Annotated in this window: 3 protein-coding genes; 2 read left to right on the top strand and 1 reads right to left on the bottom strand. The window is 68.5% G+C overall.

The genetic code is table 11. From position 1 onward, the window contains the following. Nucleotides 1–94 precede the first annotated feature (94 nt). Nucleotides 95–10,954, bottom strand: coding sequence for a type I polyketide synthase (locus tag A5759_RS01265; protein WP_068192872.1), 10,860 nt, complete (start codon nt 10,952–10,954; stop codon nt 95–97). 171 nt (nt 10,955–11,125) lie between these two features. On the opposite strand from A5759_RS01265, the gene A5759_RS01260 reads away from it, so the two are divergent. After that, entirely contained in the window at nt 11,126–12,547 is a 1,422-nt protein-coding gene (locus tag A5759_RS01260; RefSeq protein ID WP_068192949.1) for a condensation domain-containing protein, read from the top strand. 27 nt (nt 12,548–12,574) lie between these two features. Further along, nucleotides 12,575–15,583 (top strand): RND family transporter, encoded by a 3,009-nt coding sequence (locus A5759_RS01255; protein ID WP_068192868.1) that lies wholly within the window; start codon nt 12,575–12,577, stop codon nt 15,581–15,583. Nucleotides 15,584–15,607: the final 24 nt, after the last annotated feature.

Genomic DNA, 15,607 nt, shown 5'->3' with positions numbered 1-15,607 from the left:
CTTACCCGCTCTTTGCCTCGCGATTTCTGCGCCATGGTCGCAAAACGTCGCCTGCAGCAGCCCTGCTGCAGAAATCGGCGACAGATGCGCTCGGCTACTGAGGTTCGGACGGCTCCGTCGACTCGGGTTGCGACCCTGACGGTTCGGCAGTCTCGGCATCCGGCAGCTGGCCGACCAGGTACTCGGCCAGCCCGCCGATGGTCGGATAGTCGAACACCGCGGTCGCGTTGATGGTGAACGCGCCACCGAACTGACTGTGCAACCGGTTGCGCAGTTCGATCGCCATCAGCGAGTCGGTCCCGAGGTCCAAGAAGCGGCTGGTTGCCGCGGGCGCCTGTGCCAACCGCAGGAAGCTCTGCACCTCGCGCTGCAGGAACTCGGTGACAAACGCCGCGCGTTGCGGCACCGGGATCTCCTGCAACTGGCGCAGTAGCTCGCTGTCGCCGGTGGTTTCGCCTTCGGGGCGAGGCAGCACGAGGTCCAGGATCGGCGGCCGGGCAGCACCCAACAGCTTCGCGGCCCGCTGCCAGTTGGCCTTGACGACGGTCGCCTGGCCGGTGCCGTTCGCCACGACCTCGCTGAGCGCGGTGAGTGCGGCCGACGGGGGCAGCGGCGCCAGACCTTGGGCGTTGAGGTTGGCGCGCACGGCTTCCGACGACGCCATACCGCCCTCGGCCCACGGCCCGAAGTTGACGGCGGTGGCGGGCAAACCCTCGGCGCGGCGCCGCGCGACCAGACCGTCGAGCAGCGCGTTGGCCGTCGCGTAGTTGGCCTGTCCGGGCGATCCGAAGACGCTGGACACCGACGAGGAGACGATGAAGAAGTCCAGCTCGTCGGCTCGCGTCAACCGGTCCAGGTGGTAGGCGCCGAAAGCCTTGGGCCGCAGCGTCTTCCGGAATCGATCGACATCCTGCTGGCTGAGCAGGGCATCATCGAGAACCCCCGCCAGGTGCGCCACCCCGGCCAGCGGCGGCAACTCCGCGCGGATCCGGTCGAGCAGCCCGACGACCTCGGCCTCCTCGCCGACATCGGCCGCGAAGGTGTGGACGCGGCACTTGTAGCGTTCGGTGATCTCATCGATCGCGTGCTGCGCATCGGCGTCGGGTTTGCGACGGCTGGTCAGCACGATGTCGCCGGCCCCGAGTTGCGCCAGGTACGCCGCGGTGTGCAGACCGATCGCCCCGAGGCCCCCGGTGATCAGATAACTCCGATCGGGCTTCGGCTGCAACGGGTTCGGGATCTGCAGCACGATTTTGCCGATGTGGCGCGCCTGCTGCATGCGGCGGAACGCGGTCCTCGCTTCGGTCAGCGGATAGATCTCGGCGGGCAGCGGTGCCCACTGCCCGTTGGCCAGCCCGTGCGACACCTCGGTCAGCAGCGTGCGGATGCGCTCGGGCTCCTGGTAGGTGACCGTGTCCAGCGCGACGACCTCGTAGGCGATGTCCGGTCGGATCGCCGCCATCTGTTCAGGGGTCCAGATGTCGCGTTTGGCGATCTCGGCGAAGCGGCCATTGGAGGCGGTGGCCCGCACCGTCGCTTCGATGAAGCCGTCGTTGGTCAGGCTGTTGAGCACCACGTCGACGCCCGCACCGTCGGTATCGGCCAGAATCTGGTCAGCGAAATCGGTTGTGCGCGAGTCGTAGACGTACTCGGCGCCCATCTCCCGCAGAGCAGCACGCTTGTAGGTGCTGGCGGTCGCGAAAACGACGGCGCCGTGCTGCTGCGCCATCTGGATGGCGGCCAGGCCAACGCCACCGCTGGCGGCGTGGATGAGCACGCGGTCACCGGGCCGCAGCTTGGCCCAATCGAATGCCAGCCGCGCCGTGAGCGCTGCGGCGGGGATGGTGGCTGCGGCGACGGGATCCAGCCCGTCGGGAACCGCCGCCACCAACTGGGCCGGGACGTTGAACCGACTGGCGAACGCCCCCTGCATGAAGCCGTAGACGCGTTGGCCTACCTTCAGGCCTGAGACGCCGTCGCCCAATTGCGTGATCACACCGGCGAAGTCGCCGCCGATGGGTCCGGGATCGCCGGGGTACAGGCCGAGAACGTTGAGCACGTCGCGGAAGTTCAGGCCCGCCGCCTCCACGCGGACCTGCACGTAACCCTCCGCCGGCGCCGATACGTCGGCCTGGACCAGCCGCAAGTTGTCGATGGCGCCGCGCTCGGTCGGCCCCAGGACGTAATCGCTCGACCGCGGCACCGTGAGGTGACCGCTCCTGGCCCAGGGCAGCAGCCGCGACGCCAACAACTTCCCCTGGCGCAGCGCGAGTTCCGGCTCGCCGACCGGGGAGGCCAGCAGGCCGGCGACTGCGCGCACAGCCTCGGGTGAGCCGTCGCAGTCGACCAGTGTGCAGCGCAGCGCCGGTTCCTCGTTGATCGCGGTGCGGCCGAATCCCCACAGCGCCGCCTGTACCGGGTCGACGGGTTCGCCTGATTCGGTGGCCACGGCACGTTCGGTGACGATCCACATTCCGCCCGGCAGTTTCGCCTCACCGCGCTGGACGGTGTGCACCGCGTCGAGCAGATCGGCGACGTCGCGCTCGATCCGGGCGGCCGCATCGGCGCTCGCCTCGTCGGGCGGTGCCGCGGTCGCGCGCCACACCGCACCGGAGAACGGAAGTCCGCGCCCGTGCGCGTCGGCCAGCAGTCGGCCCAGCGATTGCGCATTGGTCCGCCGGTCGTGGGCGATGCAACCGGGCACGGCCGCGGCCAGTTCGTCGAATCCCGCGATCAGCCACGTGCCTTCGGGTGTTGCGATGTCGGTGACCGGTAGCGGCACCTCATGCCAGCCGAGGGTGTACAGCAGTCGGGTGGCATCGCCGCCGAGTCCGCGCAGCAGTGCCTCACGGGGCGCGCGTTTCACCGTGAACTCGCGAATCCCGCCGAGTGGGCGGCCGTCGCGACTGACGAAATCGAGGTCGAAGACCTGTGTTTCGCTGTCGAGTTCACTGGCGTGCCAGCGGGCGCGGCAGTAGAACCGTCGCGGCATCTTCTCGTGCAGCACCACCTGCCCGTAGCGAAGCGGCAAGAACAGGTCGTTGACGCCCTGTTCGGCCGCGAGCAGCGCCGGGAACGCGGGAAAGGCGACGCCGGTGCACAGGTCCATCAGCACCGGGTGCATCGGTTCGCTGCCCAGATGCTCGGCCAGTTCGTCGCCGACGACGATGTCCCCGATGGCCTCACCGCCGCCGAGCCACACCGACTTCAGCGAACCCGACCAGGTCGGCCCCCATGCCAGTTCCATGTCCGCGAAGGTCTCGAACAGGTCCTGCGGACGCATGCGGTTGCAGCGCTCGATCGCCTCGTCGATTGCGGCTTCCGGCGCCGGGTGCTCGCCCCGGCCGCTCGCGACGGTGCCGTCGGCGTTCAACGACCATTCGGCGCCGCGCTCACCGTACGGCCGGCTGTGGACCTGGAATCGCCACTCGTCACCGGTCTCACCGGAGCCTTCACCGGGCCGCAGCGTCAGCTGAAGCTCGCGAGAAGCCTTCTCGGGCAGGATGATCGGCTCGTAGAAGAAGACGTCGCGGACCCGTGCCGGGGCGCCGACCGCGGTCAGCGCCATAGCGGCATACGTCGCGCCGGGCACGACGACGGTGCCGTAGATGACATGGTCGGACAACCACGGCTGCGACCGCACCGACAACCTGCTCGTGTAGACGGTGTCACCTGAGGCGAGATCCTTTGCACTGCCCAATATTCCGGACGCGGCGCTGCCCCCACCCTCGATCGCGCTGCCCGCGGTCTTGGGCCAGAACCGGCGGCGCTGGAACGGGTAGGTGGGCAGTTCCAGTCTGCGGCGGGTCCTGGGGTGCAGCGCTGCGAAATTGGGCCGCAGGCCGCCGACGTACGCGGCGGCCAGCGCGTCGGCGATCTGGCGGCGATCGCCGACGCCCTTGCGCAGCGAGACGATCGGGCGGGGGGCAGCCAGGTGCTCGGGCCACACCTGTACCGCCGCGCCGGTCAGCACCGGTTGCGGACCGATCTCCATCAGCACCGAGCAGCCCAGCGCGGCCACGGTGCGCACGCTTTCGGCGAATTGGACCGGCTGGCGCGAGTGACGCCGCCAGTACTGCGCGTCGAGGTTGGCGTGACCCGTGAGTACGGCGCCGGTGCGGTTGCAGACCAGCGGCACCGTCGGCGGGGCGAACCCGAAACGCGCCGCGTACGACTCGAATTCGTCGAGTACGGGATCCAGCAGCTCGGAGTGGAAGGCGTGGCTGGTCTCCAGCGCGGTGCAGCGGATGCCGTCGTCGGTGAACCGGTCGACGATCTGTTCCACGTCCTCGCCGGGACCCGACACGACGGTGTTGGGGCCGTTGTACGCGGCGACTGAAACCCGCGGGAACTCGCCGACCACATCCTCGACGTGCTTGGCGTCGGCGAACACCGCGGCCATGCGCCCGCCGTCGGGCAGGCTGCCGAACAAGCGGCCGCGTTCGGCGATCAGCCTGGCGCCGTCCTCGAGACCGAACACTCCCGCCACACAGGCCGCCGCGTACTGGCCGACGCTGTGCCCCAGCACCACATCGGGTTCGATGCCCCACGACTGCCACAACCGGGCCAGTCCCATCTCGACCGCGAAAAGTGCCGGCTGTGCGTATGACGTGTGCCGCAGGACAAGTCCGGTCTGCCGGTCCGCGGTGAACAGGATGTCGAGGAGGGGACGGGGCAGCATCCCGTCGATCGCTTCCGCGCATCGTTTCAGGGTGTCGGCGAAAACCGGCTCGGACTCGAACAATTCGCGTGCCATCCCCGGGTACTGGCTGCCCTGGCCGGTGAACAGCCACGCGGTGGTCGGCCAGGCGGTGCATTCGCCGCGCACCACCCCGGGTCGGACGCGGTTCTCGCTCAGGTCGGTAAGGAGTTCACCGGCGCCCTGCACCGAGTCGACGACCAACGCGCCGCGGTGCTCGAAGTGCGAACGCCCGACGCCTGCGGTGTAACAGACGTCGGCGACATCGACCTTCGGATTCGCGTCCAGCCAGTCGCGGTACCGCTGGGCCAGTGCGACCAGCGCCTCGGGCGAGCGGGCGGACAGCGGCAGTACGTTGAGCGACTGTCTGACATCGGCCGGTTCGACCGGAGCGCCTTCCGACGAGTATTCGTCCTCGGTCGTCGACGGCGGCGCCTCCTCGACAATCACATGGGCGTTCGTTCCGGTGAAGCCGAAGGAGCTCACGCCCGCGCGCCGCGGCCTGCCGTTGGTCTGCCACGGCCTGGCCTCGTCGACGACCTGGACCGGCAGCGAGTCCCACGGGATGTGCGGGGAAGGCTCCTGGAAGTGCAGGCTCTTCGGGATCGCCTCGTGCTGAAGCGACAACACGACCTTGATCAGGCCCGCCGCTCCCGACGCCGACTCGAGGTGGCCGATGTTGGTCTTCACCGAGCCCATCAGGAGCGGGCGGTTCGGGTCGCGCGAGGCCCCGTATACGGCAGCGGCCGCCTGCACTTCGATCGGATCCCCCAGGGGGGTGCCGGTCCCGTGTGCCTCGAGATAGTCGACGTCCCCGCCCGTCAGGCCCGCACGGGCCAACGCCGAGCTGATAAGCCGTTGCTGCGCACCACCGTTGGGCACCGTCAGACCGCTCGAGGCACCGTCCTGGTTGACCGTGCTGGTGGGGATGATCGCACAGATGCGGTCGCCGTCTCGCTCGGCGTCACTCAGCCTTTTGAGCACGAGAATGCCGCAGCCCTCGCTGCGCACATACCCGTCGGCGGAGGCGTCGAAAGTCTTGCACCGTCCGACGGGGGAGAGCATCCGCGCGCGTGAGGCGGCGATCACCGTGACCGGACTCAGCAGGACGTTCACCCCGCCGGCCAGTGCCATGTCGCAGTCGCCGGAGCGCAGTGCCTGCACGGCCTGGTGAACAGCGACCAACGCAGAACTGCATGCGGTGTCGACGGCCACCGCCGGTCCCTCGAGCCCGAGGGCGAAGGCGACGCGGCCGGAGATCGCATTGAGCGCGTTGCCCGTGATGAAGTACGGCTCGATCTTGTCGACCGACTCCGAGGACAGCAGATGCGCGTACTCGTTGGCGGCAACACCCGCGAAGACACCGGTCCGGCTGCCGCGCAGGTCGGCGGGGGCATACCCCGCTCGTTCGAGGCCCTCCCACACCGTTTCGAGCATCAGCCGCTGCTGCGGCTCGATCCAGAGAGCCTCACGCGGTGAAATGCCGAAGAACTCGGGGTCGAATCCGTCTATCCCGTCGAGGAACCCGCCGAAGCGCGTGTACGTCTTGCCGGCGGCCTCGGGGTCGGGGTCGTAGAACTCGTCGATGTCGAACCGGTCATCGGGGACCTCTCGGATCGCATCCACCCCGCCGGCAAGCAGTTCCCAGAACGCCTCCGGGTTCGGCGCCCCGGGAAAACGGCACGACACCGCGACGATCGCGATCGGCTCGTCGGTGCGTGACGGCACGACCGACGCCGGTCGAGGCTCCGGACCGGCCTGTCGGCTCAACGCGAGCACGTCACCGAGCAGGTAGTCAGCGGCGTCGGAGATCCGCGGGTGGTCCATCACCAGCGTGACCGGAATCTCCTTACCGACGCCCTGTTCGAGGCGGCGGCGCAGTTCGACGGCCATCAGCGAGTCCAGGCCCAGGTCGAAGAAGCCCGCCTCCTCGCGGACCTCGGCGGCATCGACGCGCGTGACCTCCGCGACCGCGTGACGCAGGTAATCAGTCAGCAGCCGCTTACGCTGCTGCACAGGCGCTTTGGTCAGCCGCTCGACCAGCTCGGTCGTACCCGACGACGGCACCGCCGGCACCGCGGCGGGTGCCTCGCGCTCCATCTCCGCCAGGAAGCCGCGTCGGCCGGCCTGCTGGTAGAGCGGCAGGAAACGGTCCCAGTCGATCCTGGCCACGACTCCCTGCGCCGAGGACGACCCCACCACATCGGCCATGCCCGCCAGCGCCTCGGTAGGCGAAAGTGTGCGCACCCCGCGCTGTTCCAGGCGTGCACGCGACTCCGCATCGGCCATACCAGACGACCACGGGCCGAAGTTCACGCTGCATCCCGGGACACCCTGCTCGCGCAGCCGCCACGCCAACCCGTCGAGGAACGCATTGGCCGCGCCGTACGCGGTCTGACCGAACCCACCCCACACCGAGGCGATGGAGGAGGTGGTGATGAAGAAGTCGAGGCGCAGATCGACCGCCGCCTCACTCAGATGCCAGGCGCCCCAGACCTTTCCAGCGAAGACGCGGTCGACCTCGGCATCGTCGAGGCCGGTCAGTGGCGTGGTGCCGATCTCACCTGCGGCGTGCACGATGCCCGCCAACGGCGGTAGCTCGGCGTCCACGGTGGCCAACAGGCGTGCCACATCGTGCGCGTCGGCGACATCGGCGGCGATGACACGGACATCGGCGTTGTGTCGTGCGGCCAGTGTGTCGATGGTGTGCTGCGTGGCGTCGTCGGGGGTGCGTCGACTGGTCAACACCAGGTGCTTGGCGCCCTGTCCGGCGAGGTATGCGGCGACCTCCAGCCCGATCGCGCCCAGGCCGCCCGTCACCAGATACGTTGCATCAGAACGGATAGACAGGGATGCACCGTGCGCCGCGCGTCGAGTAAGTCGCGGTACGTAGACCTCTGAGCCGCGGATCGCGAGCTGATCGTCCCTGGCACCCGAACCGGCGGACGCGGCGATGCGCTCCAGCAGCGTTGACCATTCGGCGGCCGTGTCTTCCGCCAGGTCGGCCAAGCCGCCCCACACCTGCGGCAGTTCCAACGACGCGGCTCGTCCGAAGCCCCACAGGCAAGTCTGTTCGGGAGCCACGGTGTCGGATTCGGCGACTCGTTGTGCCCCGCGGGTGGCGATCCAGACCGACGGCCGCGGTTCGGCGTCGGCCGCAGCGCGGAGGAGTCGCCGCGTACCGCCGAGCACGCGGTGCTGTATGCGCAGCAGCGACCGCATGGACGGTGCCCGCGGGGAGTCCAGGGCGGCGGCCTGCACGATGCGCAACGCCGCGGCGTCGTGACTTGCGGCGCGCACCGTGGCCGCGAATTCCGTCTCGTCGGCGTCGGTCATCGGCAAGCCGACGATCCGATGGCTCTCGCCGCGGCTCGTCAGGGCGTCGACCAGCGGGCGGGCGGCGTCCGCGTCGTCGGTGACGACGATCCACGCGCACTCCTGGCGCTCGGGGGCCGACGGCGGAGCCGCTGGCTCCCAACGGATCTCGTAGCGATCGTCTGTGGGCTGGTCCTGCGTGCGTTCCGGTGCCGCGGCCGGTCGTTCGTTCTTGTGGTGCCAGGCGACGGGTCGCCGGTCGTCGCTGAACCAGTACTCGCGGTGCTCGAACGGATAGGTCGGCAGATCGAGCTTGCGCGCATTCGGTTGCCGAAGCGCGTCGAAATCGGGCAGGTGGCCCAGGACATAGGCGTCGGCGAGCGCTTCGGTGATCTGCCGCTGGTCGGCGGTGTTGGGCCGCAGGGACGCGATCACCCTCGGCGCCGTGGCGGCGTCTGGCCATGCCGCCAAAGCGGCGGCGGCGAGCACGGGCCGCGGTCCGATCTCGATCAGCATCTTGCAGTTCAGCTCGGCGAGCGTGCGCACGCTCTTGGCGAACTCGACCGGCTGACGTGCGTGTCTGCGCCAGTAGGCGCCGTCGAGCTGGACGCTCCTGCCAAGCGCTGCACCGGTGCGGTTGTCGATCAGAATCCGTTGCGGAGCAGCGAAAGTGAACCGCTGCGCAGATGACTCGAACTCGTCGAGAATCGGATCCAACAGCGCCGAGTGGAATGCATGGCTGGTGTCGAGCCAGTCGCAGCGGACCCCGTCGGTCGCCAGACGGGCGACGGCCTCGTCCAGGTCCGCCGCGGGTCCGGACAGCACGGTGTTGGCGCCGTTGTAGGCCGCCACCGACAGGGCAGGGAAGTTGTCGGTCAGCTTCTCGACCCGCTCGGCCGCCGCGAACACCGCGACCATTCGGCCGCCGTCGGGCAGGCTGCCGAAGAGCCGTCCCCGTTCGGCCATCAGCCGAGCGCCGTCCTCGAGGCTGAACACGCCCGCGACGCAGGCCGCCGCGTATTGGCCGACGCTGTGGCCCAGCACGACGTCGGGCTCAAGACCCCACGACTGCCAGAGGCGGGCCAGGCCCATCTCGACCGCGAACAACGCCGGCTGTGCGTACGACGTCCGGCGCAGCGTTTCGTCGGCCTGCGGACTCGCGACATCGAAAATGACGTCCAGCAACGGCCTTTCGAGCACGTCGGCGACCGCCGCCGCGCACCGGCGCATCGTGTCGGCGAACACCGGCTCGGTGTCGTACAGCTCGCGGGCCATCCCGGGGTACTGGCTGCCCTGGCCGGTGAACAGCCAAGCTGTTTTCAGCGCCTCGTGAGATTCTCCGCGAACCAGACCGGGCGCCGGACGGTCCTCGGCGATCGCCGCGAGAAGATCGGTGGCCGAGCCGGTCGAGTTGACCACCAGCGCGGCACGATGTTCCAAGTGCGCGCGGGCCGTACCGGCCGTGAAGCACACGTCGGCCAGCGTGGCGTCGGGGTGCTCGCTCATCCAGGCGCGAGCGCGGTCGGCGGTCTGCCTGAGCGCGGCGGGGGTGCGCGCCGACAGCGGAAGGATGCCGAATCGCGGTGCGGTCGGCGCCTGCTCCGGTACGACAGCAGGCGCCTCGGGAGCCTCCTCGAGGATCACGTGCGCGTTAGTGCCCGCGAACCCGAACGAGCTCACCCCGGCGATCCGCGGCCTGTCGTCGCGTTTCCACGGGATGGTGTCGGTGACGACCTCGACCGGGAGCCGGTCCCACGGGATGTGCGGCGACGGGTTCTCGAAGTTGAGGTGCTTGGGCAGGACCTCGTGCTCGAGGGCCAGGACGACCTTCAGTACGCCGGCGATTCCGGCGGCCGCCTCGAGATGACCGATGTTGGTCTTGGCCGACCCGATCAGCAGCGGCCGCCCGGGTTCGCGCCCCTCGCCGAACGCCGCACCCGCGGCCTGCGCCTCGATCGGGTCGCCCAGCGACGTCCCCGTGCCGTGCGCTTCCAGATATCCGACGTCGCCGGGGCGAAGGCCGGCCCGCTTCAACGCATCGGCGATGACACGCTGCTGCGCGACACCGTTGGGCACCGTCAACCCGCCCGATGCGCCGTCCTGATTGACGGCGCTGCCGCGGATCACGGCCCGGATCCGGTCGCCGTCGCGCACCGCGTCCTCCAGGCGCTTGACGACGATGACGCCGCAGCCCTCACCGCGCACATAGCCGTCGGCGGCCGCGTCGAAGGTCTTGCACCGGCCGTCCGGCGCGAGCATGCGGGCATTGGAAAACGTGATCATGGTGGCCGGGGTGAGCAGCACGTTCGCCCCACCGGCCAACGCGAGGTCGCATTCACCCAGGTGCAGCGCCTGACACGCCTGATGGATGGCCACCAGCGACGAACTGCACGCGGTGTCGACCGCGACGGCCGGACCCTGCAGCCCCAGCCGGTAGCTGATGCGGCCCGCGGCCGCGGCGCTCGACGTCCCGATCGCCATATAGGCCTCGATCTCGGGGTACGTCAGCTCGTCGGAGACCATGCCCAGGTAGTCGTGGGTGGCCAGCCCCACGAAGACGCCCGTGTCGGTGCCGGCCAGCGTCGTCGGCGCGATACCCGAGTGCTCCACGGCGCACCAGGCCGTCTCGAGCAGGAGCCGGTGCTGCGGGTCCACCATCCTGGCCTCGCGCGCCGACATCCCGAAGAAGGGCGCGTCGAACCCGGTCGCGTCGTCGAGGAATCCCGCACGGCGGGTGATTACCTTGCCCGGCGACCCGGGCTCGGGATCGAAGAAGTCGTCGGCGTCCCAGCGGTCGACGGGCACGTCGGAGATCGCGTCACGGCCTTCGCGCAGCAGGTCCCAGTACTCATCGGCGTCCCGCGCGCCGGGGAATCTCGCCGCATACCCGATGATCGCGAAGCGGGGCGTCGGCTCGATTCGCGGTTCGGCGGGTCCCATACCGTCCTTCCTGCATCGACGGTCTCATTTACACTCTGCGCTGCATCTGTAGCGCCTCAAGATCGGCTTCGACGAACACTATTGCACGTGCAACTATTGCGTGCGGGTCTCGCTCCCGGGATCCGCAGGAGTGGTGCCGCCCGAAGTCGGCAGGGCTTGGAGGAATTCGGTTTGCGCATCGGCAAGATCACGGTTGGCGCACTCGATGAATGGTCGCTCAAATCCGGCTCCGTCACCTCATGGCGCCCAACCCCAGCGGCCGTCGAGACGGCGCGGCAAGCGCCGGTCAGCGCGGTGCCGGTCAGTTACATGCAGCGCCAGCACCTCCGGAACTACTGCGAGCGGACATCGGCGGGGCTCAACTTCTCGCGACAGATCATCGCGAGCTGCGAGGTAGCAGGCCACTGCGACATCGCCGCCATGGATCAGGCGGTGAACGCCTACCTGCGCCGCCACGACACGTTCCGCAGCTGGTTCGAACACACCCCCGACGGCGAGTTCGTCCGCCATGCCCTCGACGATCCGGCCGTCATCGAGTTCGTGCCGATCGACCACGGCGTGATGACGGTCGACGACATCCGCGCTCACGTCGTCGACATACCGAGCCCGTTGGAATGGGCATGTTTCACCTTCGGGATCATCCAGCACGAAGACCACTTCACGTTTTTCGCGGCGATGGACCATATCCACGGCGACGCCACATTGATCGGCACGACCATGTTGGAAGCCAACGGAATGTATTCGGCGCTGAGCGGAGGCGGGGCGCCTCTGGCGTTGCCCGAGCCGGGGAGCTTCGACGAATTCTGCATCCGCGAGCGTGAGCGCACATCGGCACTGACCGTGGATTCACCCGAAGTGCGGGCATGGGTCGAATTCGCAGAAAGCAACGACGGCGGTTTTCCCGAATTCCCGTTGCCGCTGGGCAATCCGCGGGAGGCCACCAGCAGCGACATGACGTCGGAAGTCCTGATGAACCCCGCGCAGACCGAACGCTTCGAAGCCGCATGCGCGGCGGCGGGCGCGCGCTTTGTCGGCGGACTGTTCGCCTGCCTCGCCCAGGTCGAGCACGAGTTGACCGGTGCGCTGACCTACTACGGCCTCACCCCGCGGGACTCCCGCGCGGCCACCGACAACTTCATGACACAGGGCTGGTTCACCGGGCTGATCCCCATCACGGTGCCGGTCGGGGCCGCCTCGTTCGCCGAGGCGGCGTGGTCCGCGCAGAACTCATTCGATGCGAATCTGAACATGGCCAAGGTGCCGTTCTACCGCGTGCTGGAATTGGCGCCGTGGCTGAATTGGCCGCAACCGAATTTCCCCGTCTCGAATTTCTTTCACGCCGGCGCCGCACCACTGAATGCCGTTCTGGCGGCCGCGGATATGGGGCTCGCCGACAACATCGGGATTTACCCCGACGGCAGATTCTCCTATCAGCTGACCGTCTACATTTTCCGCTACGGCGAGGGCACGGTGATGGCGATCATGCATCCCGACAATGCCGTGGCCAAAAAATCCGTGGCCCGGTACATGAACACGATGAGGTCGGTGTCCGCGCTGGTCGCCGACACCGGGCAGTGGGGGCGCGTCGCATAGCGTGGGGCGGGTCGAGATGAGGACTGTATGCGGCGGCTAGCCGATTTCGTGGTGCGGTGGCCCTGGATGGTCATCGGCATCTGGGCCGCGATGGTCATCGCGCTGCCGCTGACGGTCCCGTCGCTGGGCGAGATGGCCCAGAAGCATCCGCTGGCAATCCTGCCCGCCGACGCGCCGTCGGCCGTCACCGCTGCGAAGATGGCCGAGGCGTTCGGCGAGACCGCCAACGACGACCTCCTGTTGGTGGCGCTCATCAACGAGAACGGGCTGACGCCCGCGGACGAGGCCACCTACCGCAAGCTCGTCGACGCGTTGCGCGACAACGTCACCGACGTGGTGTCGGTGCAGGACTTCGTCGCCACGCCACAGCTTCGGCCATTCCTGACCAGTGAAGACAAGACGACGTGGGTGCTGCCGGTCAGCCTCGAGGGGGAGTTGGGCACGCCGCGGGCGTTCGACTCCTTCAACCGGGTGGCGGACCTGATCGAGCAGAACGTCGCGGGCAGCGCCGTCACCGCATATGTGACCGGGCCGGCCGCCACCGTCGCCGACCTCACCGTCGAGGGCGAACAGGATCGCCTGCCGATCGAGATCGCGATCGCCGTCCTGGTTCTGGGTGTGCTGCTGCTCGTGTACCGCAACGTGGTCACGATGCTGCTGCCTCTGGTGACGATCGGATCGTCGCTGTTGCTGGCCCAAGCCGTCGTCGCGGGTTTCTCGGAGCTGACCGGGGCCGGCGTCTCCAACCAGTCCATCGTGTTCCTCAGCGCGATCATGGCGGGCGCCGGAACGGATTACGCGGTGTTCCTGATCAGCCGCTACCACGACTACCTGCGTTCGGGCGGCGATTACGAGCAGGCGGTTAGGGCGGCGATGGCCTCGATCGGCAAGGTCATCACCGCGTCGGCTGCGACGGTGGGCCTGACGTTTTTGATGCTGAGCTTCGCGCAGATGGGCGTCTTCAAGACCGTCGGAGTGTCGGCGGCGATCGGGATCGGCATCGCCTACCTCGCGGGCGTGACTCTGCTCCCGGCGATCCTCGTGCTGGCCGGGCCCCGCGGCTGGGTCAAGCCCCGGAGCGAACTGACCGCCCCGTTCTGGCGGCGCTCCGGTGTCCGCATCGTGCGCCGGCCGGTGCCCCACCTGGTCGCCAGCCTGCTCGTGCTGGGCCTGCTGGCAGGCATCGCGGTATTCGCCGACTACAACTACGACGACCGCAAGGTGGTTCCCGCCTCGGCGCCGAGTTCGGTCGGGTACGCCGCGCTGGAACGGCACTTCCCGATCAACCAGTCCATCCCCGAATACATTCTGATCCAGTCGCCACACGATCTTCGGTCGCCGCGGGCGCTTGCCGACCTCGAGCAGATGGCGTCGCGCATTGCGCAATTGCCCGACGTGGGGCTCGTCAGCGGTATCACCCGTCCGCTCGGTGAAGTGCCGATGGAGTTCCGGGCGACTTTCCAGGCGGGCATCGTGGGCGACCGGCTGGCGGACGGGTCGGCTCAGATCGGTCAGCGCACCGGTGATCTCAACCGGCTCACCGACGGGGCCGACACGCTCGCCGACAGCCTGGCCGACGTGCGAACCCAGATCAACGCGATCGCGCCGAGCATCCAGAATCTCGTCGACACGTTCTCCTCGGTGCGCACCGAATACGGCGGCGACAAGTTGGTGCGCGACGTCGAAACCACGGCCAAGTTGGTCGCGAGCATCAACGCGCTCGGCAACTCCATGGGTGTGAACTTCCGGGCGGTCAAGGACCTGTTCGCCTGGATCGGCCCGGTACTGACCGCGCTGCAGGGCAACGCGGTGTGCGACGCCAACCCCTCCTGTGTCGACACCCGCATGCAGTTCCAACGGCTCGTCGCCGCACGAGACGACGGGAGCCTCGACGAAATCAACGGCCTGGCCCAGGAACTCCAGGGTGTCGAGGACCGCCAGACCCTGAACGAGGCGGTCAGCAAGCTCAACGCCGCGATGGCCAACGTCGCCAAGGCGGTCAACACGATGGGATTGGACCAACCCGGCGGCGCGCAGCGCAGCATGACCGAACTGCAGCGCGGCGCGAACCGCCTCGCCACCGGGAGCCGGGAAGTCGCGGGCGGCGTGGACGAACTCGTCAAACAGGTCAAGGTGATCGCGGCCGGACTGAACGAGGCGTCGACCTTCCTGTTGACGATGCGCAGCAACGCCGCCGACCCGTCACAGGCCGGGTTCAACATCCCGCCGGAAGTGCTCAACCTGCCCGATTTCAAAAAGGCGGCCGCCGCCTACATTTCGCCGGACGGACGGTCCGTGCGATACCTGGTCCAGACCGAGCTCAACCCGTTCAGCCCCGAGGCGATGGACCAGGTGAACCAGATCCACGACATCGCCCGCGGAGCCCAACCGAACACGGCGTTGGCCGACGCCACGATCTCGATGGGCGGTTTTCCCGCCGCGCTGCGCGATACGCGCGACTACTACCAGCAGGACATCCGGTTCATCATCGCCGCGACCGTGATCGTCGTGCTGTTGACGTTGATGGTGTTGCTGCGCGCGGTCATCGCGCCGCTATACCTGGTCGGGTCGGTGGTGGTGTCGTACTTCGCGGCGATCGGTATCGGGGTGCTCGCGTTCCAGGTGCTCCTCGGGCAGGAATTGCATTGGAGCGTGCCGCCGTTGGCGTTCGTGGTGCTGGTCGCGGTGGGCGCCGACTACAACATGTTGTTCGTATCCCGGTTGCGCGACGAGTCGCCGAGCAGCGTGCGGTACGGCGTGATCCGGACCCTGGGCTCGACGGGCGGCGTCATCACCGCGGCCGGGCTGATCTTCGCCGCCTCGATGGCCGGCCTGCTGTTCTCCAGCATCGGTATCGTGATCCAAGGCGGATTCGTCATCGGAGTCGGAATCCTGTTGGACACGTTCGTGGTTCGCACCATCACCGTCCCGGCCGTCGCCACGCTTATAGGGCGGGCGAACTGGTGGCCGACACAACCCCCGCCGCCGCGCACCCTCGCGTTGTCGTCCCCCCGAGCTGATACGGATATCTCGTGACACCGTCCGATTCCTCGATTCTGT

It is taken from the genome of Mycobacterium sp. 852014-52144_SCH5372336 (genome assembly GCF_001665615.1).
GTDB classification, from domain to species: Bacteria; Actinomycetota; Actinomycetes; order Mycobacteriales; family Mycobacteriaceae; genus Mycobacterium; species Mycobacterium neumannii_A.
Note: the sequence above shows the minus strand (reverse complement) of the source record. Positions and strands in the feature narration are given on the sequence as shown.

Coding starts and splice junctions, on each gene's coding strand:
- A5759_RS01265 (WP_068192872.1), bottom strand. CDS start 10,954: ATGGGACCCGCCGAACCGCGAATCGAGCCGACGCCCCGCTTCGCGATC.
- A5759_RS01255 (WP_068192868.1), top strand. CDS start 12,575: ATGCGGCGGCTAGCCGATTTCGTGGTGCGGTGGCCCTGGATGGTCATC.